The 20,594-nt window shown below is 70.3% G+C and carries 17 protein-coding genes, 1 other RNA gene and 3 pseudogenes; 12 read left to right on the forward strand and 9 right to left on the reverse strand.

All coding sequences use genetic code 11. The features are described 5' to 3' along the window. The first annotated feature begins 25 nt into the window (after positions 1 to 25). Positions 26 to 967, forward strand: a complete 942-nt coding sequence (locus MQN93_RS09975; RefSeq protein ID WP_016435582.1) for a 3-oxoacyl-ACP reductase — start codon at positions 26 to 28, stop codon at positions 965 to 967. Positions 968 to 1,047: 80 nt separating this feature from the next. On the opposite strand, the gene MQN93_RS09980 is transcribed toward MQN93_RS09975, so the two are convergent. Further along, positions 1,048 to 1,206, reverse strand: coding sequence for a hypothetical protein (locus MQN93_RS09980; RefSeq protein WP_016435583.1), 159 nt, complete (start codon positions 1,204 to 1,206; stop codon positions 1,048 to 1,050). Between the two features lie 97 nt (positions 1,207 to 1,303). After that, positions 1,304 to 2,500 (reverse strand): hypothetical protein, encoded by a 1,197-nt coding sequence (locus MQN93_RS09985; RefSeq protein ID WP_242709164.1) that lies wholly within the window; start codon positions 2,498 to 2,500, stop codon positions 1,304 to 1,306. 244 nt (positions 2,501 to 2,744) lie between these two features. Between MQN93_RS09985 and MQN93_RS09990 the strand changes: the two genes are divergently transcribed. The 3 genes from MQN93_RS09990 to MQN93_RS10000 all read left to right on the forward strand — a co-directional run bounded on the left by MQN93_RS09990 (position 2,745) and on the right by MQN93_RS10000 (position 5,578). Then, positions 2,745 to 3,605, forward strand: a complete 861-nt coding sequence (locus MQN93_RS09990) for a Nif3-like dinuclear metal center hexameric protein (RefSeq protein WP_242709165.1) — start codon at positions 2,745 to 2,747, stop codon at positions 3,603 to 3,605. Beyond that, complete coding sequence (locus MQN93_RS44195) at positions 3,602 to 4,345, forward strand: zinc ribbon domain-containing protein (protein ID WP_308404287.1); 744 nt, start codon at positions 3,602 to 3,604, stop codon at positions 4,343 to 4,345. Before MQN93_RS09990 ends, MQN93_RS44195 begins: the two co-directional genes overlap by 4 nt. A 72-nt stretch (positions 4,346 to 4,417) precedes the next feature. Continuing rightward, positions 4,418 to 5,578, forward strand: coding sequence for a bifunctional RNase H/acid phosphatase (locus MQN93_RS10000; protein WP_242709167.1), 1,161 nt, complete (start codon positions 4,418 to 4,420; stop codon positions 5,576 to 5,578). Here the strand turns inward: MQN93_RS10000 and MQN93_RS10005 are convergent. Beyond that, positions 5,566 to 6,366 (reverse strand): helix-turn-helix domain-containing protein, encoded by an 801-nt coding sequence (locus tag MQN93_RS10005; RefSeq protein WP_242709168.1) that lies wholly within the window; start codon positions 6,364 to 6,366, stop codon positions 5,566 to 5,568. The two genes, MQN93_RS10000 and MQN93_RS10005, sit on opposite strands and share 13 nt — an antisense overlap. Positions 6,367 to 6,509: 143 nt before the next feature. Here MQN93_RS10005 and MQN93_RS10010 point away from each other — a divergent pair, with 143 nt between their 5' ends. After that, positions 6,510 to 7,541, forward strand: coding sequence for a zinc-dependent alcohol dehydrogenase family protein (locus tag MQN93_RS10010; protein ID WP_242709169.1), 1,032 nt, complete (start codon positions 6,510 to 6,512; stop codon positions 7,539 to 7,541). Between the two features lie 81 nt (positions 7,542 to 7,622). Here the strand turns inward: MQN93_RS10010 and MQN93_RS10015 are convergent, their stop codons facing one another. Next, entirely contained in the window at positions 7,623 to 8,273 is a 651-nt protein-coding gene (locus tag MQN93_RS10015; protein WP_016435590.1) for a bifunctional 4-hydroxy-2-oxoglutarate aldolase/2-dehydro-3-deoxy-phosphogluconate aldolase, read from the reverse strand. 79 nt (positions 8,274 to 8,352) lie between these two features. Continuing rightward, entirely contained in the window at positions 8,353 to 9,135 is a 783-nt protein-coding gene (gene yaaA / locus MQN93_RS10020) for a peroxide stress protein YaaA (protein WP_242709170.1), read from the reverse strand. A 65-nt stretch (positions 9,136 to 9,200) separates the two neighbouring features. Between yaaA and MQN93_RS10025 the strand changes: the two genes are divergently transcribed. Beyond that, positions 9,201 to 10,658 (forward strand): RNB domain-containing ribonuclease, encoded by a 1,458-nt coding sequence (locus MQN93_RS10025; protein ID WP_242709171.1) that lies wholly within the window; start codon positions 9,201 to 9,203, stop codon positions 10,656 to 10,658. On the opposite strand, the pseudogene MQN93_RS10030 reads toward MQN93_RS10025, so the two are convergent. Then, positions 10,624 to 11,229: pseudogene (locus tag MQN93_RS10030) on the reverse strand (hypothetical protein); the annotation flags it as partial. The gene MQN93_RS10025 and the pseudogene MQN93_RS10030 sit on opposite strands and share 35 nt — an antisense overlap. Then, a complete protein-coding gene (locus MQN93_RS10035; RefSeq protein ID WP_242709172.1) occupies positions 11,226 to 12,035 on the reverse strand; it encodes a MerR family transcriptional regulator in 810 nt (269 codons plus the stop codon). The pseudogene MQN93_RS10030 and the gene MQN93_RS10035, both read right to left, overlap by 4 nt. 205 nt (positions 12,036 to 12,240) lie before the next feature. On the opposite strand from MQN93_RS10035, the gene MQN93_RS10040 reads away from it, so the two are divergent. The 4 genes and pseudogenes from MQN93_RS10040 (at position 12,241) to MQN93_RS10060 (ending at position 15,389) form a co-directional block, all read left to right on the forward strand. Continuing rightward, positions 12,241 to 13,062 carry a helix-turn-helix domain-containing protein gene (locus MQN93_RS10040; protein ID WP_242709173.1) on the forward strand — a complete coding sequence of 274 codons (822 nt, stop codon included), beginning with the start codon at positions 12,241 to 12,243 and terminating at the stop codon, positions 13,060 to 13,062. Between the two features lie 85 nt (positions 13,063 to 13,147). Next, a pseudogene (locus tag MQN93_RS44360) lies at positions 13,148 to 13,867 on the forward strand (DMT family transporter); the annotation flags it as partial. Positions 13,868 to 14,021: 154 nt separating this feature from the next. Continuing rightward, positions 14,022 to 14,432, forward strand: an RNA gene (gene rnpB, locus MQN93_RS10055) — RNase P RNA component class A. A 294-nt stretch (positions 14,433 to 14,726) separates the two neighbouring features. Then, a complete protein-coding gene (locus tag MQN93_RS10060) occupies positions 14,727 to 15,389 on the forward strand; it encodes a hypothetical protein (RefSeq protein WP_242709176.1) in 663 nt (220 codons plus the stop codon). A 128-nt stretch (positions 15,390 to 15,517) separates the two neighbouring features. Here the strand turns inward: MQN93_RS10060 and MQN93_RS10065 are convergent. Next, a pseudogene (locus MQN93_RS10065) lies at positions 15,518 to 15,956 on the reverse strand (DUF4291 family protein); the annotation flags it as partial. Positions 15,957 to 16,074: 118 nt separating this feature from the next. After that, the gene (locus tag MQN93_RS10070; RefSeq protein WP_242709177.1) at positions 16,075 to 17,247 is read right to left on the reverse strand and encodes a serine hydrolase domain-containing protein; all 1,173 of its coding nucleotides are present in this window, start codon (positions 17,245 to 17,247) and stop codon (positions 16,075 to 16,077) included. 740 nt (positions 17,248 to 17,987) lie between these two features. On the opposite strand from MQN93_RS10070, the gene MQN93_RS10075 reads away from it, so the two are divergent. Next, a complete protein-coding gene (locus MQN93_RS10075) occupies positions 17,988 to 19,118 on the forward strand; it encodes a ParB/RepB/Spo0J family partition protein (protein ID WP_242709178.1) in 1,131 nt (376 codons plus the stop codon). 141 nt (positions 19,119 to 19,259) lie between these two features. Further along, positions 19,260 to 20,564, forward strand: coding sequence for a TrpB-like pyridoxal phosphate-dependent enzyme (locus MQN93_RS10080; protein WP_308404279.1), 1,305 nt, complete (start codon positions 19,260 to 19,262; stop codon positions 20,562 to 20,564). The last annotated feature ends 30 nt before the right edge of the window (positions 20,565 to 20,594 follow it).

A 20,594-nucleotide genomic window follows, 5' to 3' on the forward strand; every position in this document is an offset into this window, starting at 1 on the left:
CCTTGACGACACTGAAAGGACCTTGATGTCACTGCCACTTCAGGGACTGTCCGCGATCGTCACCGGCGCCGGCCGGGGCCTTGGCCGGGCCGAGGCGCTCGAACTCGCACGGCTCGGCGCGGCCGTCGTCGTCAACGACTTCGGGCAACCGGGCCGCGACGGCTCGGGGGAGGCCTCCGCGGGCCCCGCCGAACAGGTCGCCGAGGAGATCCGGGCCGCGGGCGGCAAGGCGCTGGCGCACACCGGCGACGTCGCCGACTTCCAACAGGCAGGAGAACTAGTCCAGTTGGCGGTCGCCGAGTTCGGCACGCTCGACATCCTGGTCAACAACGCGGGCATCCTGCGCGACCGCATGGTCTTCTCCATGACCGAGGACGAGTGGGACTCGGTGATCCGCGTCCACCTCAAGGGCCACTTCAACACGACCCACTTCGCGGCCGCGCACTGGCGCGAGCGGTCCAAGGCGGCGGGCGGCGCGGTGTACGGCCGTATCGTCAACACGTCCTCGGAGGCCTTCCTGGCGGGCTCGGCGGGCCAGCCCAACTACGCGGCCGCCAAAGGCGGAATCGTCGGCCTGACCACCTCCACGGCCCTCGCCCTGGCCAAGTACGGCGTCACCGCCAACGCCATCTGCCCGCGCGCCCGCACCCGGATGACCGAGGACGTCTTCGCCGGGTTCGAGCAGCCGGCCGACGCCCTCGACCCACTCGCCCCGGAGCATGTCGCCCCGCTCGTCGGCTATCTGGCCTCGCCCGCCGCGGCCCGCGTCAGCGGCCAGCTGCTCGTGGTGCACGGCGGCATGGTGGCGATCGTCGAACGGCCGCGCGTACGGGCGCAGTTCGACAGCAAGCAGGAGACCTTCACCTACGACGAGCTCGACGCGCTGCTCACCCCGCACTACGCGGACCGGCCGCAGGGGGAGACGTTCGCGGCGGCGGAGGTGCTGGGGCTCAGGCGGCGGGGCTGAGGACACCGGCCCCACAACACGACACAACAAGAAGTGGGGGTGCCCGTCGGGCACCCCCACTCCCTCACTACCTACTACCGTCAGACAGCCGCCTCGGCGGTCTCCCCGGCCGGCTTGCGGTGCCGGCCGTGCGGAGAGGACTCGCTCTCCTGGGCCGAGACCGCACCCCGGTGCCGGCCGCGGCCGGTGTCCTCCGGGGAGTCGGCGGACAGCTGCTCCGTCGTGCTGGTGTCGCTCATCGGACGTATTCACCCCGTCAAAACTGATCTTTCTTACAGCCCGGCGAGCATAACCGTCACCCCGTTGTTCGAATCCACACGGGCACGCCCATCGGCACTAGTTCGTTACAAGACGTCCCAAGGGCGCTTGCTGCAGGGGCACGGGACGCGGCGCGACAGGCTCCGGAGGATCCGGTTCCGACGGTTCCGAGGGTTCCGAGGGTTCCGACGGCTCGGCGCCCGCGGGAGACGCATCTCCCGCGGGCGCGGGGGGCGCATCCCCCGTCTCCTCCGAAGGCACGGCCATCCGCGCCACGCCGCACGGCACCTCGGCCGTGGCGTAGGGCAGGTGGAGCACCCCGTCCCGTGTCCACCATCCCGTGCCCGTCAACCACCCGGCGGGCGCCGCGAGATGGTGCACCTGCCGCCGGTCCGGCCGCCACAGCCCCACCCAGCTGCCGACGGGCCCGTCGATGCGCAGCGCCACCCCGCAGTTCTCCGGCGTCAGCACCTGCCCCGGCTGAATGGCGAACGGCGTGACCGCACAGTCCGCGAGCCGCAGACACTCCGGGAACCGCACCGGCAGCGTGCTGCCCAGCACACCCCAGCCCAGCCGCTCCCCGCCGCCGGGGGAGGGCGCGTCCGAGCGGATCAGCAGCAGTCCGCTGTCCGGGTCGGCGAGCAGCAGCCGGTCGTCGCTGTCGTCGGCGATCTGCAGCAGCGGCGAGATCTCCCCGGCCCGCTCCAGATCGACCACCACCGCCTTCGTCCGGTCGCCGAGCTCACGGTCCAGCGCCAGCATCCGCCCCGTACGGTCCAGCCACACCCCGCCCGAGCAGCGCCCCGGGATCTCCGCCACCCGCTCGGGCCCGAAGGCACCGCCCACCACCTGCCAGACCGCGCTGGAGTGCCGGCCCACGGCGAGCGCGTACGCCTTCTCACCGCCCGGCGCGGGCGGCAGCAGCCGTAGCCGGGTGTCCTCGTCCGGGCACTCGACCGCGCCGATCATGACCTCGCCGGTGCCGGGGCCGGTCGGGTAGAGCAGACAGAAGACGTGCCGCCCGGCCACCGGACGGCACACCAGGACCCGCCCGTCGCCCATCGGCTGCACCTGCGTGCCGGGCTCCTCGGGCTGGCTCACGGGCAGCGGCACCGCGTACGGCTCCGGGCCGTCCAGCGTCCAGCGCTCCGGGTACCAGGAGTCGCCGTCCAGGGCGAGACGGGCGCCATAGGCACCGTCCGCGGTGATGGTGCAGCCCGATTCCGGTGGACCGCCCTCGGAAGCAGCCTCGGGCTCGATCGCACACGCCGTCATGATCTGGTCACCTCCGGCGACGAAACTAGTTTTCGCACGCACACACGTGGGACGCCGGGGCTTCTGCTTCACACATAAGGGTGGCCAGGGCGCGATTCGCCTGAGGAAACGGGGGCGGGTGTGCTGGAGGAGGCCGCGTGGGGGCCGTGAGCGGGCCGCGCGCTCCGGAGGTCGCCGCACCCTTGATACGGGCGGAAACGGGCTTCGGTTCAGCAGCGCAGATCAGGCAGGTAGCCTTTTGTCCGTGCCCCGTCTGTCTGAAGTCATCGCCGCGCTGGACGACCTGTGGCCCGCCGAGCGGGCCGAGTCCTGGGACGCGGTCGGCACCGTCGTGGGCGATCCCGACCAGGAGGTCTCCCGGGTCCTGTTCGCCGTCGACCCGGTCCAGGAGATCGTCGACGAGGCGATCAAGCTCGGCGCCGACCTGCTCGTCACGCACCACCCGCTCTACCTCCGCGGTACGACCACGGTCGCGGCGAGCCACTTCAAGGGCCGCGTCGTGCACACGCTGATCAAGAACGACATCGCGCTGCACGTCGCCCACACCAACGCGGACAAGGCCGACCCCGGCGTCAGCGACGCACTGGCCGGAGCACTGGACCTGCGCGTCCTGCGACCGCTCGTGCCGGACCCGGGCGACCCGCACGGCCGCCGCGGCCTCGGCCGGATCTGCGCACTGGACCACCCGCTGACCGTCCGCGAGTTCGCCGCACGCGCCGCCTCCCGGCTGCCCGCCACCGCGCAGGGCATCCGCGTGGCCGGCTACCCGGAGGCCACCGTCCGCACGGTCGCCGTCAGCGGCGGCTCGGGCGACAGCCTCTTCGACGACGTACGCGCGGCAGGTGTCGACGCCTTTCTGACGGCGGACCTCCGCCACCACCCGGCCGCGGAATTCACGGCGGCCGTGGCACACAGCCCCCTCGCGCTGCTCGACGCGGCGCACTGGGCCACCGAGTGGCCCTGGTGCGAGCTGGCCGCAACCCAGCTCGACGAGATCTCCGACCGTCATGGATGGGACCTTCGCGTCCATGTCTCCAAGACGGTCACCGACCCCTGGACGGCCCACGCGGCCTCCCCTGACACCACTGCAGGAGCCCCCAACTGAACGCCGCGCCCGTCGACCAGATCCGCCTTCTCGACGTCCAGGCACTCGACGTCCGCCTCCAGCAGCTCGCCCACCGGCGGAAGTCGCTGCCCGAGCACGCCGAGATCGAGTCCCTGAACAAGGACCACACCCAGCTGCGCGACCTGCTGGTGGCCGCGCAGACCAAGCAGAGCGACACCGCCCGGGAGCAGACCAAGGCCGAGCAGGACGTGGACCAGGTGCGCCAGCGCGCCGTCCGCGACCAGCAGCGCCTGGACTCCGGCGCGGTCACCTCCCCGAAGGACCTGGAGAACCTCCAGCGCGAGATCGCCTCCCTCGCCAAGCGGCAGAGCGACCTGGAGGACGTCGTCCTCGAGGTCATGGAGCGCGTCGAGTCCGTGCAGGAGCGGGTCACCGAGCTCACCGAACGGGTCTCGTCCGTCCAGTCCAAGGTCGACGACGCCACCGCGCGCCGCGACGCCGCCTTCGAGGAGATCGACGGCGAGGTGGCCACGGTGACGAAGGAGCGCGAGGTCATCGCGGGCACCATCCCCGCCGACCTGCTGGGGCTCTACGACAAGCTGCGCGAGCAGCAGGGCGGCATCGGCGCGGCCAAGCTCCACCAGCGCACCTGCCAGGGCTGCCGCCAGGAGCTGTCCATCACCGACATCAACGAGATCCGTGCCGCCGCCCCCGACACGGTCGTACGCTGCGAGAACTGCCGCCGCATCCTGGTGCGCACGGCCGAGTCCGGTCTGTAGATACCCTTTTCGGGTGCTTTCGGGTGCTTTCGGGTGCTTTCGGGTTCTTGAGGTTCGTAAGGGGCTTGTGCCGTGCGGGAGTTCATCGTCGAGGCGGACGGCGGGTCGCGGGGAAACCCGGGGCCCGCGGGCTACGGCTCCGTCGTACTGGACGCGGCGACCGGCGAGACGCTGGTCGAGGCGGCCGAGTACCTCGGCGTCGCGACGAACAACGTCGCCGAGTACCGGGGCCTGCTCGCAGGACTGCGCGCCGCACACGAGCTCGACCCGTCGGCGATCGTCCACGTCCGCATGGACTCCAAGCTCGTCGTCGAGCAGATGTCCGGCCGCTGGAAGATCAAGCACCCGGACATGAAGCCGCTGGCCATGGAGGCGGCACGGGTCTTCCCGCCCGAGCAGGTGACGTACGAGTGGATCCCGCGGGAGAAGAACAAGCACGCGGACCGGCTGGCGAACGAGGCCATGGACGCGGGCGCGCGGGGAGAGCAGTGGTCGGCAGCGGAGTCGACGGCCGAGCTGGAGGCCGCCGCGGCGAAGGCCGAGGCGGATGTGCGGGCCGCGACGGTGGTCGGCAAGGTGAGCAGTCCGGGCTGGGCGCCGGCCGACCTGGGCGCGCCCGCGACCTTCGTGCTCCTGCGGCACGGTGAGACGCCGCTGACCCCGCAGAAGCGGTTCTCCGGCAGCGGGGGGACGAACCCGTCCCTGTCCGATGTCGGGCGGGAGCAGGCGGAGCGGGCGGGCGCCGCACTGGCCCGGCGCGGAACGATCCAGGCGGTCGTCGCGTCGCCTCTGGCCCGTACCCGTGAGACCGCCGAGATCGTGGCCCGGCACCTCGGTCTTGAGGTGAGCATCGAGGAGGGGCTGCGCGAGACGGACTTCGGGGCGTGGGAGGGCCTGACGTTCGGCGAGGTGCGCGAGCGCTACCCGGACGACCTGAACCGCTGGCTGGCCGACCCGACGGCGGAGCCGACCGGCGGTGGGGAGAGCTTCGCCGCGACCGGGGCCCGTATCGAGGCCACCCGGGAGAAGCTGGTGGCCGCCTACGCGGGCCGCACGGTCCTGCTCGTCTCGCACGTCACCCCGATCAAGACATTCGTGCAACTGGCCCTGGGCGCCCCTCCCGCGGCCCTGTTCCGCATGGAGCTGTCAGCGGCCGCGCTGTCGGCGGTGGCGTACTACGCAGACGGGAACGCGAGCGTGCGGCTCTTCAACGACACGTCTCACTTGCGCTGAGCGGCGCGTCCACGGAGGATCTCCGCCGTTGCCGCGTCCGCCGGCAGGAACGCCTCCAGGTGCAGCTCGGCGAGCGTCACGTCGACGGCGGTGGCGAAGGACGTGAGCGTGGTCATCAGCCGCAACTCGCCCTCCGGGCAACGGAGTCGAAGAGGGACGGCGAACCCGAGATAGTCGTCGCCGGGGTCGGCGAGTGGCGGCACGTAGGCGGCGAGCTCGTCGGCCAGTTCACTCATCCGCGGGTCCGGACTGGTGCGCGCCCGCGACCGCAGGCTCTCGATGATGTGCCGCCCCCACGCCTGCAGGTTCACCACGCGGGAGGCCATGCCGTCCGGATGCAGGGCCAGCCGCAGGACATTGACCGGCGGCTTCAGGAGGCCGGGCGCCGCTCCTTCGGTGAGAACGTCGAACGCCGCGTTCGCCGCGACGAGTTCACCCCGCGGCCCGGCGACCACGGCGGGATACGGCAGATGCCCTTCGAGAATCCCGTCCAACGCCTCACGCACGGGCTCCAGTTCGGCCGCGTCCAGCGACGACTCGGCGAACGCGGGCGCGTAACCGGCCGCCAGCAGCAGCGCGTTGCGCTCGCGGAGCGTCAGCTCCAGCGACTCGGCCAGCCGGATCACGACGGCCCGCCCCGGCACGGAACGCCCCCGCTCGATGAAGCTGACGTACCTCTGCGTGGTCCCGGCCCGCAAGGCCAGCTCCAGCTGACTGACCCGCCGAGTGGTGCGCCAGCGCAGCAGCTCGCGGGCGAAGGGTGAGGGTTCGACGGCGTGGGTGGTCATGGGTCCAGTTGTACGTCACGGGTAGGACAACGGCCCCTCTTACGCGAGCGGCCCCTCATTCCTGAGCGGCCTGTCATTCCCGAGCAGCCTGTCATACCCGAGCGGGAATTGAGGCCCGTACCCCCTCCGACCAGCATGACCGCATGCGCACCTACCGCTCCTATCACCTGGAGACCCCCGGCTCGGTCGACGGCATAGTCCCCAGAGACACCCCCGGCGGCCCACCCGCACCCGGCCCCCGCGACATCCTCGTACACATCCACGCCGTCTCCCTCAACAAGCGCGATCTGCTGATCCTGGACGGCAGTTACCCCCTCAAGGCGGCCCCCGGTGTGATCCCGGTCAGTGACGGGGCCGGAGAGGTGGTGGCGGTGGGGGAGGAGGTCACGCGCTTCGGCATCGGCGACCGCGTCACGAGCACGTACTTCCCCCGCTGGCCGGACGGCCGGATCAGCGGCGCCATGATCGACCAGCCCGGCGCGACGCTCCCCGGCATGCTCGCCGAGTACGTGCGCCTCGACGAGACGGCTGCCGTGCGGGTGCCCGACCATCTGACCTGGGAGGAGGCGGCCTGTCTGCCGTGCGCGGGTGTCACCGCATGGAACGCCCTGACCGGCGCCGAGGCCGTCCTCCCCGGCGAGACGGTTCTGACACTCGGCACCGGCGCGCTGGCGCTGTTCGCCGTGCAGTTCGCCAAGACGCTGGGAGCGCGGGTCGTGGCCACGACGTCCGGCGAGGCAAAGGCCGCACGCCTCAAGGACCTGGGCGCCGACCACGTACTGAACTACGTGGAACGTCCGCAGTGGGCTGCTGAGGTACGTGAGTTGACCGGCGGCCGTGGCGCCGACCTCGTGGTGGAGACCGGCGGACCGGACACCATCGAACAGTCGGTCCGAGCGACCGCCCTCTACGGCCGCATCGCCCTCATCGCCGCCAACAGCCCCCACAGGCACAGCCTGGAGATCTCCACCGACGCGCTCGCGTCGAGCGTGCTGACGATGCGGCGGATCTTCGTCGGCAGCCGCGCGCACTTCGAGCGGATGAACCGCGCGATCGCCCTGCACGGCCTGCGCCCGGTCGTGGACCGCGTGTTCCCGTTCGACGAGGTGCACGCGGCGTACCGCTACTACGCGACCGGAGCGGCCTTCGGCAAGGTCGTCATCCGAGTGGCGTGAGCGTCATCCGCTGGCGTGAGTGTCACCCGCGTGGCGTGAGCGTCATCCGCTGGCGTGAGTGTCACCCGCGTGGCGTGAGTGTCATCCGGCTGTCGTGAGCTGGGAGGCCTCGCGCGCCAGCGTCTCGATCCGCCCCCAGTCCCCGCCCGCGACGGCATCCGCGGGGATCATCCAAGTCCCGCCCACACAGGCGACGTTGGGCAGCTGGAGATAGTCGAGCGCGTTCGCGGCGCCGACCCCGCCCGTCGGGCAGAAGCGGGCCTGCGGCAACGGTCCCGCCAGGGACTTCAGATACGGCGCCCCACCCGCGGCCTGCGCCGGGAAGAACTTCATGTCCTGCACCCCGCGCTCCAGCAGCGCGACCACCTCGGAGGTGGTGGACACCCCCGGCAGATACGGCACTCCGGACGCCTGCATAGAGTCCAGCAGCAGATCGGTCCAGCCGGGGCTGACCAGGAAGCGCGACCCGGCGTCCACCGACTCCCGCACCTGCTCCGGCGTGATCACGGTCCCGGCCCCGACCACGGCCTCCGGCACCTCGCCGGCGATCGCGCGGATGGCACCCAGGGCGGCCGGCGTGCGCAGCGTCACCTCGATCGCGGGCAGCCCGCCGGCCACCAGGGCGCGGGCGAGCGGTACGGCATCGGCGACGTCGTCGAGCACGACGACGGGGATGACGGGCGCGAGGTCGAGAACGGACGCGGGCAGGGAGACGGCGGGCTGCGAGGTCATGAACTCATCGTGCCCCGAGGTGCGCACCCTGCGCAAAGACCATTGCGCAGAATGCAACCATGGGTGACATCAGGCCAGGTCAGTGGACTTCATGCACCAACACGTCGAGCATCCACGCCTTCCCGTTCCCCTTCGGAGGCTCCACCTCGACGACGTACCCGAGGTCGCGCAGCGCCTCCACCAGCTCGGCCGGACTTTTGGGCGCCGCGCCCGCCGTCAGCAGGCTCCGTACGATCCGCCCCTTGGTCGCCTTGTTGAAGTGGCTGACGACCTTGCGGGTCGGCGCGTGCAGCACGCGTACGCTCGCCGTTCGCCCGGCCGGCTCGCCCTTCGGCTTCCAGGCGGCGGCGTAGGCGGAGGAGCGCAGGTCGAGGACCAGCCCGTCCCCGGCGGCCTCCGCCAGCACCTCCGCCATCGGCGCCCGCCAGTGCGCGCCGAGTGCCCCGAGCCCGGGCAGCTTCACGCCCATCGAGCAGCGGTAGGAGGGGATGCGGTCGTTGACGCGGACCGCGCCCCAGAGCCCGGAGAACACGAGGAGGGAGCGGGTGGCCCGCCGTTTTGCGGCCGCGTCGAGCGACGCCAGGTCGAGGGCGTCGTAGAGGACACCGGTGTAGATCTCCCCGGCGGGCCGGGCTCCGGCCGTCGGCAGCTCGACGTTCTTCGCGATCTCCCCGCGCAGCCCCTCGCTCAGCCCGAGCACCTCGCGCGCCTTCTCCTCGTCCCCGGAACACAGCTCGACCAGCTCGCCGAGCACGGCCTCACGGGCGGCGGTCAGTCCGGGCAGCGACAGCGACTCCAGCTTCAGCGGGGCGCCACGCCCGGAGGTCGCCTTGCCTTCGGAGGGCGGCAGCAGGACCAGCACGGAAGATCTCCTTCGGTTTGAGCTCCCGAACAGCGTACGGGCCCCGATCTGCATACCCTCGCTGTATGCCCCGCCGCCACATCCGCGTGACCGGCGCCCCCGAGGCACCCCTCCGGGCCGCCCTCACCGCGCTGCGCACCGAACTAGGCGTCCCCGAGAGCTTCCCGCCCCAGGTGGAGGCCGAAGCCGAACGGGCCGCGAAGGCGCCGGTTCCGCCGCCGTACGACGCCACGGACATCCCCTTCTTCACGGTCGACCCGCCGACCTCCCGGGACCTCGACCAGGCGATGCACCTGTCCCGGCACGGCAGCAGGGGCTATCGCGTCCACTACGCCATCGCCGACGTCGCCGCCTTCGTCGCACCGGGAGGGGAGATCGACGCCGAGGCGCACCGCCGCGCCAACACGCTCTACTTCCCCGACGAGAAGGTCCCCCTGCACCCCTCGGTGCTCAGCGAGGGCGCCGCCAGCCTGCTCCCGGGCGAGACCCGTCCCGCCGCCCTGTGGACGATCGACCTCGACGCGGACGGCCGTACGGTCACCGTCGACGTGCGCCGCGCGCTCGTCCGCAGCCGGGCCCGCCTCGACTACGCCGCCGTACAGAAGCAGATCGACGCCGGGACGGCCGAGGAGCCGCTGGCGCTGCTGAAGGAGATCGGGCAGGCGCGGGAGCGGCTGGAGGTGGAGCGGGGCGGGATCTCGCTCAACGTTCCCGAGCAGGAGATCGTCCAGCGGAACCACGCGTACGAGCTGAGCTTCCGGGCCCCGCTCCCGGCCGACGGCTGGAACGCGCAGATCTCGCTGCTTACGGGGATGGCGGCCGCGGACCTGATGGTGGCGGCGGGCACGGGTGTCCTACGGACCCTGCCCGCCGCGCCCGACGGCGCGGTCGGCCGCCTGCGCCGCACCGCCGAGGCCCTCCACATCGACTGGCCGCACCACGTCTCGTACGCCCGACTGGTCCGCTCCCTGGACCCCCACCAACCCCACCACGCGGCCTTCCTCCAGGAGTGCACGACGCTGCTGCGGGGCGCGGGCTACACGGTCTTCACGGACGGTCGCCTCCCGGAGATCACCACCCACGCGGCGGTGGCGGCGCCGTACGCCCACTGCACGGCCCCGATCCGGCGGTTGGTCGACCGGTACGCCGCCGAGATCTGCCTCGCGACCGTCGCCGGCGAGGCCCCGCCCGACTGGGTCCTCACGGCACTCGACGCGCTCCCGCACGAGATGGCCGACGGGGCCCGTCGCGCGGGCACGGTCGAGCGCGAGTGCGTCGACATCGTGGAGGCGGCGCTGCTCAAGGACCGGGTGGGGGAGGTCTTCGACGGCTACGTGGTGGAGATCGAGGACCACAAACCCACGCTCGGGAAAGTGCAGTTGACGTCTCCGGCGGTCATCGGGCGGGTCGAAGGGGGTGGGGCGCTGCCGCTGGGGGAGCGGTTGCGGGTGCGGCTCTTGCAGGCTGACCCGGGGTCGGGCTCGGGGTCGGGCTTGGCGAAGGTGCGGTTCGCGCCTGCTTGAGGGCTCGGATTTCGCGTACGAGGGTGTCGGCGTCGTCGGCGTGGAAGCGGACGAGGCGGACGTCGCGTCGGCGGCCGAGGAAGGTGAAGTGGGCTACGGGCTCGGCGAGTTCGAGCGTGATGGTGGTCTGCGAGCCGACGGGGAGGTCGAGTTCGCCGTCGGGGCGGTGCGCGCGGTTGTCGTGGAAGCGCAACTCGCGTCGTACGGAGTCGACTTGCTGAAGAGGTATGCGCAGGTCGACGTGGGCGGCGCGACGGATGCGCAGGGCGTCGGGGTCGAGTACGTGCGGCCGTACGACGGAGGCGGCGTGCAGTCCGACCACGAACAGGACGGTGTAGACGTCGAGGACGAGGACGATCCGATGCGCGGTGGGGTAGTCGCGCAGCAGGACGGACATCGTCAGGGATTCGACGACGCAGACGAAGGCGAAGCCGAACATCACGAAGCCCTGCCCACGCGCATACCCGAAGGCTTCCTTGCCCCGCGTGCCGTGCGTCCGTCGTGCGATCCAGAGGGCGAGTCCGGCCAGGAGCCGCAGCTCATGCAGGACCAGAACACGGGCGAGTCTCACGGCCGTCCCTCGTCGAGGATGCGCAGTGCGCGACGGATGGCCTCCGCCTGGGCCGGGGCGAAGTCGGCGAAGAAGGCGCGCAGGAAGCTGCTGTGCTGGTCGGTCATGTCCGTGGGGAGCAGGTCGCGGGGGAGGCAGGCGGCGATGGCGCGGGCGGCCTCCTCGATGCGGGGGTCGGAGGGATCGGACGGGTCGGACGGGTCGGAGGGGTCGGAGGGGTCGAACGGGTCGGACGGGTGGACGTCGGCGAGGTCGTCGAGCAGGGCGTAGACCTGGGCGGCCTGTGCGACCGCTTCAGGGCTTTCGAAGGCGGCGCCCAGCGCCGCACTGAGCCGCTCGCGGTCCTCGGGTGCCGTGGTCGTCTCGATGAGCGCGAGCACCTCGCGGTCCTTGGCGGCCATGGGGGAGTCGGCGGCGAGGTGCGCCATGTCGTGGAAGAGCGCACTGAGCCAGGGCGAGACGGGCCCTTCGGCGGGGATGCCGTCGGCAGCGTCCAGAAGCGCCCGCAGCCGCACCCGCCGCTCCCGGATCGCCGCCTCCTGCCGCGCCAGATCCTCATCCAGCTCGCTCAGCACCTCCGCCAGATCCTTACCGGCGTCATCGGCCAACACGTCCCGCACCTCGGCCAGCCCGAGCCCCAACTCGGTCAGCCGCCGAATACGAGCGAGCACGACCGCATGCCGCAGCGTGTAGTCCCGATAACCGTTCGCCAGCCGCTCGGGCTCCGGCAGCAGGCCCTGATGGTGGTAGTGCCGCACGGCCCGCGTGGTGACGCCGACAGCAGCAGCGAGTTCTCCGATCCGCATACGCCCAGTAGAGAGGCTGACGCCGCGGCAGGGTCAAGCGGGCACGGCGGGGCCTGTCGACCAAGGCCAGGCCCGACCGGGAGGTCAAGCCCCAATGCTAGGCGCGCGGTGCCATCCCCCTGTCACTGCTGGTCGACAGAGACCGCGGACTTTCTCTGAGCCTCCCGGCGTTGCACCCTGTGACGACGGAAGGGGGCGGCGACGTATGGAACAGGCACTGTGGACGAGGGCTAGGCTCGGCCGCTGTGGGCCGGCGCTGGACCTGCTGACGGCGCGTTTCAACAAGCACGTCTACGCCCCGCACGCCCACGACGAGTTCACGATCGGCGTCTGCGTCGACGGCTCCGAGGTCATCGACTACCGAGGCGGCCACATCCGTACGGGCCCGGGCTCGATCGTGGTCCTGGCCCCGGGCGAGATGCACACGGGCGGCCCGGGCAACGCGACGGACGGCTACGCCTACCGGGCCCTGTACGCCGACCCGGCCCTCCTCACCGACGGCACCTTCTCCGAAGGCCTGCCCCACTTCCGAGAGCCCCTGATAGACGACCCGGAACTGGCAGCGGCCATCCTCCGCACCCACACTGACCTGCGCTCCTGCCCCGACCCCCTGGAAGCGGAATCCCGCCTCCCCTGGCTGCTCACAGCTCTGGCCCGCCGCCACTCGGCGTCCCGCCCCACGTCGGACGTGATCCCTGGCGCGGACCGCATCGCAGTCGCCGTACGAGACCGCCTGGCAGACGAACTACTGGACCCCCCGTCCCTCGCCTCACTCGCGGCGGACGTGGGCCTGTCCCGCTACCAACTCCTCCGCGCCTTCCGTACGACGATGGGGATACCGCCGTACGCCTGGCTGGCCCAGTACCGGGTGACCAGGGCCCGCCGCCTCCTCGACACCGGCCTGCGCCCGGCCGAGGTCGCCGCCCTGGTGGGCTTCGCGGACCAGGCGCACCTGACGCGCTGGTTCCGCCGGGTGCTCGGGGTGACGCCGGCGGCGTACCGCAACAGCGTTCAAGACGACCGATAGCCGGGCGGCCGAAACTCTCCGTATGACTGCACGCGGCTGGTTCCTGTTCTCCCTGATGGGAGTCGTCTGGGGCATCCCCTACCTGATGATCAAGGTGGCGGTGGACGCCCCGCTCTCCCCGTCCATGGTGGTGTTCACGCGCTGCGCCCTGGGCGCGCTCCTTCTTCTTCCCTTCGCGATACGCCAGGGTGGCCTGGTCCGCACCGTCCGTACGCACTGGCTGCCCATGCTGGGCTTCGCGTGCATAGAGATCATCGGCCCGTGGTTCACGCTGACGGACGCGGAGAGGAACCTGTCGAGCTCGACGGCGGGCCTGCTCATCGCGGGCGTACCGATCGTGGGTGTGGTCCTGTCCCGCTTCTTCGGGAATGTGGAGCATCTGAGCGCTCGGAGGATGACGGGGCTGGGGCTGGGCCTGGCGGGGGTGGCCGTCCTGACGATCCCGCACCTGACGGGAGGAGACGCCCGCTCCCTGGGCGAGGTCATGCTGACGGTCCTGGGCTACGCGACGGCTCCGCTCATCGCGGCCCGCTGGCTGAAGGATGTGCCGACGCTGCAGCTGACGGCGCCGTGCCTGGCGCTCGCGGCGCTGGTGTACGCGCCGGCGGCGGGGATGAGCTGGCCGAGCGAGGTGCCGTCGGCATCGGTCCTGGTGGCGCTGATCGGCCTGGGCGCAATCTGCACGGCGCTGGCCTTCGTGGCCTTCCTGGAGCTGATCAAGGAGGTGGGCCCGACGCGGGCGACGGTCTTCACGTACGTCAACCCGGCGGTGGCGGTGGCGGCGGGCGCCCTGTTCCTCGGGGAGGACCTGACGCTGGGCATCGGGGCGGCGTTCACGCTGATCCTGGCGGGGTCGGTGCTGGCGACGGCGGGCCCGGGGGCAAGCTCCGGCGCTGCCGGCCCCGGTGCTGCCGGTCCTGGCAAGGCCACCCGCCGGGTAGCATGGTCCACACGGCAGACGAGCCGGGCGGACGGCCGCGTGGAGTCCTCTTGACGGAGAACTCCCCGAGGAACGTCCGGGCTCCACAGGGCAGGGTGATGGCTAACGGCCACCCGGGGTGACCCGCGGGACAGTGCCACAGAAAACAGACCGCCCGGCACTTCGGTGCCGGGTAAGGGTGAAACGGCGGTGTAAGAGACCACCAGTGCCCAGGGCGACCTGAGCAGCTAGGTAAACCCCACCCGGAGCAAGGTCAAAAGGAGCCGCTGTAAAAGGCGCGCTCTGCGGGGACGTTCGAGGGCTGCCCGCCCGAGTCCCCGGGTAGACCGCACGAGGCCGACGGCAACGTCGACCCTAGATGGATGGCCGTCGCCCCGACTCCCGCGAGGGAGCCGGGGAACAGAACCCGGCGTACAGCCCGACTCGTCTGCCGCTTCGGTTTCTGCAATGCAGAGTTCATGATCGAACACACAGCGCCGACGCGCCCCTTCCCTCGACCCGTGACCAGATACCTCCTCAGGCCGGTACGAGTCGCGGCATCGGAGTGGATCACCCCGACGGCACCCCCGTAAGATCTTTGCTCGTGCGGACGGCCGGTGGATCGACATCTTGGGGCCGCTGTGGCGGCGAAGGTGATCACCAACGACTTGCTCTCGACGTGATCGAGAGCACGGGCAGGGGACTGGGCTGAGCAGACGATCTTGCTCCGCTGAAAGGGAGAGACGTGACCGCTTCGAGCGACCCCCCACCGCTGGATGAAAACTGGGAGGTCATTTTCGAATTTCAGCCAGGCTGGATCGACCTGACGATTCAGGAGGGCACGAAGGCCGAGGCGACGGCCCTGGCCACAGAAGTAGTGAATGACCTCAATCCACGCGGCCTGGCGATCGAGACAAGCGCGCCTTTCGACGACATGTTCCGACGGGCCGTGCGCCTTAACCGTGATATGCCAGCCCTCGCGGCGGCGTACTACACAGAGGCGGGGGAGGCACTCGCCGACCTCATGGTCGACGGCTATCGCGACGAAGGCGTCCCCCGGCCCAGCGCCGAGGAGGTCACCCCCCTGATGCTGCAGTGGGGGAATGCCCGGGTCACCGGTGAGCCGCAAATCACCCGACTCGAGCTGCCTGCCGGACCGGCGGTCCGGGTTCAGTCCATGCTCAAGGTGCGGCGCTGGCTCGGGTTCGGCCGGAAGCTGACCGAATGCATTCGCTACGCCGTCTTTCCACCTGACCTGCAGACCCTGATCGCTGTCACGGTGCACTGGGAGAAGATCGCCCGTTCAGAAGAGATCACGGCGCTGGCCGACGAGGCCGTACGCTCCATGCAAATCAATCCGCTGACCAAAGACGGCGTGCCGATCCCGGCCGACGGAGGGGCCGAGTGAAGACGGCAGAGCAATTCTCCTCGCCGCCCCAGGATTACCGCGTCATCGTTCCGGACGGCTGTTTTCAGGTCCCGCTCGATCCACCGGACGAACGCGACCGTGCCATCGTGGCCCTCGCGGATCTGACGTTCCGTGGCGTGGACAACGCGCCGCACCTCAAGAAGCAACTCATGCGGGACATCGTCGCCGATGGACACGATCCACTCGTCCGCGTAATGACGGGACGCCTCGCCCGAGAGCCCCGCTTGAGGGCGCGCTGCCAGGTGGTGTGATCAGGGTGCAGCCCGCGGACGTAACGCGACAGGCAGGCGTGGCGCAGCGCTCAGTCGAAGCCGTCGCGAGTGATCTCGACGGCGAGGACGGTCTCCTGACCCTCCTTCGTGCCCAGCCGGAGCGGTACATCATCCACAGGAAACTGGGCTTGATCCACGTCATGCCGCCCCGCTTCCACACGGCGGGGAAACGGCCGTCTCGGGCGGCGGGCAGCCCGATCTCGGGGGAGTACGCCTGATAGACGGTGATCGTGGACGCCGTGTGGCGCGCGCGAATCGTGTGGCGCGCGCGAATCCTGCGGAGCGGTTCTTCCGTGGCGTACCGCGTGGGCTGGGCCGGGCTCGGGTGACCACCGGGTTTCGACTCGCAGCCCACGTCGGACGGCAGGGCTGACCGTGCAGCCCGTCAGTGTCTACGTCATCGACCTGCGCACCGCGTCGACCAGCGAGGTCGCCCGCAGGTCCTCGCCGCCGTCGATGATGTTGTTCATGGCGTAGCCGAAAGAGATGCCGTTTTCGGGGTCGGCGAAGGCGAGGGAGCCGCCTCGGCCCATGTGGCCGAAGGAGTTCGGGCCGGTCATGGGGAGGTCTTGGGTGGGCAGCATGTAGCCCGTGCTGAATCGGCTTGGGAGGAGCAGGACTTGGTCCTTTCCGCCCGCCTGTTCCTTGGTGGCCGACTCCAGGGTGTCCGGGGTGAACAGGCGTACGCCGTCGACCTCGCCGATCAGGGCGGCGTACATGCGCGCCAGTCCGTGGGCGGTGCCGATGCCGTTGGAGGCCGGGAGTTCCGCGGCTTGCAGTTCAGGGGAGTTGAAGTCGATCTCGGCGGGGTCGGTGACCGAGAACGCCTTGTTGTAGAAGGAGTTCGGGTCGCCCATGGCGGCGACCAGTTCGCGGAACTCCTCGGGGATCGACTCGATGGGGACGGTGGTCACGTCGACTTCCGACTGGTCGTAGACCATGCGGCTGACACGGTGGCGTTCGGACGCGGGCAGCCCGATGAAGAAGTCCAGCCCGAGCGGGCCCGCGATCTCGTCGGCGACGTAGCGGCCCGGTGTGCGCCCCGACACTCGGCGGATCACCTCGCCGACCAACCAGCCCCACGTCCGGCCGTGGTATCCGTGCGCCGTGCCCGGCTGCCAGAGGGGACGCTGCGCCGCCAGCGCGGCCACCATCGGGTGCCAGGTCAACGCCTCGTCCAGCGGCACCGGTTGGTCCAGGGCGAACAGGCCCGCCTGGTGCGACATCAGCCAGCGCACCGGGATGTCCGCCTTGCCGTTCGCGGCGAACTCCGGCCAGTACGTCGCCACCGGCGCGTCCAGGTCCAACTCGCCCCGCTGGACCAGCAGATGAGTCGCGGTCGCGGTCACACCCTTCGTGGCCGAGTAGACCAGTTGCAGCGTGTCCCGGGTCCACGGCCGACCTGTGTCCCGATCGGCGACGCCGCCCCACAGGTCCACCACCGGTCGGCCGTGCAGGTACACGCACACCGCCGCACCAATGTCCCCACGCTCCGAGAAGTTCGCCTCGAACGCCTCACGCACCGGCTCGAACCCGGCCTCGACCTCACCTTCGATCATCGTCATGCCGTCCATCCTGGCATCGACGGTCGCGGGCTGCGCTTGAATTCGGGACGGTGGCCGATCGGCACAGCACGGGTGGCGCTCGCTCGTTTCCGCTCCCACACTCGCGGCGAGACCCTCGCATCGGAACGTGCCCGCGTGGGGCTGGGGAACCACTGAGGGTTCATGCGCGTTTTCAGAAGCAGGAGGGAGATGGCTGTGTGCTGCCGAGGAGACTCCGGCAGGGCGCAAGCCGCCGGCTCCTCATGACCCGTTGTGCTGCGACGGAGGGGAACTCAGCGGGGAGTTCATGTCGACGGTCCCAGGAACACGCCCGGACCGGGGTGAGGGGACCGGACTGCCGAGTTCCCGCATGCTCGCACAAGACTGCTCGAAATCCCGTCGGTAATCGCCGCGCCGGCGGATCATTTCTCGTGCGTTTATGGGGAGTCGATCATTCCGCGGCTCAGGGGTAGCGCTCCCATTGTTTCTGGTTCAACGATCATGGTGTGGTCGGTGGGGATTCACAACAGCGCCGTATGACAGAAACCTTGCATCGACTCGATCCTCCTGAGAGTGTGCGATGGTCGGTTCTCGACATTGCGTCACGGGGGAGACTCGATGTTCTGCACCTTTCCGATCGACCATGACCGCTTTCCCTTTCCGCGATCCGCGGTGCCCCGCGCTGCCTGACCGCTCCGCAGTTGGATGCTGTCGTAGGACAGCCGGTAGGTCCGCCGTGCGTTCGCGAGGGAGGAAGAGCGTTGGACCACACCTCTGTACCCGCACAGAAGTCGATACAGCACCCATTGCACCGCCCTGATCCGTACCTCGGTGGACGCTTATCGGAGATCATTGAGGTACCGATTAGCCGCATCGTGGTCGCGGGCTCACTCCGTACGGGCGGGGAGGATCCGCAGCACATCAATGCACTCGCCGAAGTGTGCTCCGAACTCCCGCCGATCGTGATCCACCGCAAGACGATGACCGTCATCGACGGTGTGCACCGGCTCCGGGCGGTGGAGAACAGCGGGGCCACGCACATAAGTGCCGTGCTTTTCAACGGCGACGAGCGCGAAGCCTTCGTGCTCGCGGTCAAGCTGAACAGCAACCACGGCCTGCCGCTCTCCCTTGCCGACCGCAAGGCCGCGGCCCTGCACATGCTCGCCGACTTCCCGCAGTGGTCCAACAGGCGGCTGGCCGGGGTCGTGGGCCTGTCGGACAAGACCGTCGCTGCCCTCAGGCGCCGGTCGGGTGCGGAACTTCCGCACCCGACCGCCATGCGCGTCGGGCGCGACGGGGTGGCCTACCCCCTCACGGCGGCCGAAGGCCGCAGCCGCGCACAGGTGTACCTCGCCGCCCACCCCGACGCGTCCGCGCGGGAGGTGGCACGCGCCGCGGGCATCTCGCTCACCACGGCGAAGGACGCACGTAAGCAGGCACGTGCGCTCCCGGCGCAACCACCACCGACGGTGCGGCCGGCCTGCGAGCCCGCGTGCGAGCCGGCTCGGCAAAGCGAAGCCGGGCACCCCGCGACCGAGCCGGACAGCGGGCCGATGCTGGACGACGCCTCGGCCGCCCGGGACGGCGGAGCCGGCCGGCCCGCCATCGTGAAGCGTTCCAGGGCGCACCCGGCGTGCACGGACCTCTCGCTGGCGGTCCGGCGGCTGCGCGCCGATCCCTCGCTGCGCTTCACCGAGGTGGGACGGAAACTGCTGCGGACCCTGGACCCCACGGCGGCCACACAGCCGCACGACTGGGCGGCGATGGCGAACAGTCTCCCGATGCACTGCGCGCCGTTGATCGCCGAGCTGGCCCGGCACCATGCCGAGAGCTGGCAACTGCTCGCGGAATCATTGACGGAGCGAATCAATGCCCGCGAGAGTGGCGCATAGATTCTCGGTCGGTTCAGCAGGTACCGTTTCCGGCATCTTCGGTTCGGCGCCTCGCGGTAATTCGTAGAAAGCGATCGAGTGCCCGGCAACCGTCGGAAGGTGGGCCACAATTCGGCTTTCACACATTCGAAGCGGGGGAACGTGACTTCGTACAGCCCGAGCCATGCTGGGCATGAGCAATCACACTGGTACAACTTCCTGGGAGACCTGCCCGCTCCCATGCCTCCAATCAGGGACTCCGGAAGTCCCACCGCCGCGGAGATATCCGCGAAAGTCCGGCCGCGAGTCCTCGTGGAACAGAACAGTTCGGACGAGCAATGGATCGCGATACCCGAACCCGTCGTGGAGCGGCTGAGGCAATTCGGCCGGCCGACTCCGCTGCACCGGGCGCGGCGGCTCGAGCAGCATCTGGGTACGGGCGCGAGGATCTATCTCAAGCGTGAGGACGTCCTTCCCACCGGCAGCTTCAAGCTGAACACCGCGATCGCCCAGGCGTACTACGCGGCCGAGGAAGGGCGGACCACACTCGTCACCGAAACCGGGGCCGGTCAGTGGGGGATGAGTGTCGCGCTGGCGGCGAAGATGTTCGGGCTCAAGGCCGAGATCTTCATGGTGAGGTGCTCGCTCGAGCAGAAGCCCTACCGGCGCCACTACATGGAGCTTCTGGGGGCCACGGTGCGGCCCTCGCCGTCGGCCCACACGGCGATCGGGCGGAAGATCCTCGGTGAGGTCCCGGACCACCCCGGCAGCCTCGGCACCGCGATCAGCGACGCGATCGAGCACGCTCTGCACGATTCCTCCGCCGCCTATCTCGCCGGCAGCGGGATGCCGCACGTCTATCTCCATCAGACGTTGCTCGGGCTCGAAGTCGCCCAGCAGCTCAAGGACATCCACGGCGAGGACCTCGGCGTCGAAGGCCGGGGCGACCACCTCATCGCCTGCTCGGGCGGCGGAAGCAATCTCTGCGGTCTCATCGGCCCTCATCTGCGGGCCAGGGCCGAGGGAGCGGATCTCCGCTTCCTCGCCGCGGAGTCCACCGCGGCGCCCCGGCTCACCCAGGGCGTCTACGAGTACGGCCGCACCGACCTGGGCGCATTCACGCCCGAAGTGCTCGGCTACACGATGGGCGAGAGCTTTGTCCCACCGCCCAACCACGTCGGCGGCCTGCGCAACCATCACAGTTCCGCCCTGGTCAGCCTTCTGCGACACGAAGGTGTCCTGGATGCCGTCGCCTTCGACCAGCGGACGGCACTCGAAGCCGGCCGCCAACTGCTGCAGACCGAGGGCCTGTTGCTCGCCCCCGAGTCAGGTCACGCGGTCGCCGCGGCGCTCGAAGTCGTGGCGAAGGCCGACGCGGAAAACCTCGAACCGGTGATCGTGATCCTCGCCAGCGGCTCCGGATTCCTCGATCTGCAGGGCTACGACGAAGTCCTGCTCGACATCTAGCGACATCACAGGCAGCCGCTCGTCATCTCC

Origin of the sequence: Streptomyces spinosisporus, assembly GCF_022698145.1 — a bacterium.
Classification (GTDB): Bacteria; Actinomycetota; Actinomycetes; order Streptomycetales; family Streptomycetaceae; genus Streptomyces; species Streptomyces spinosisporus.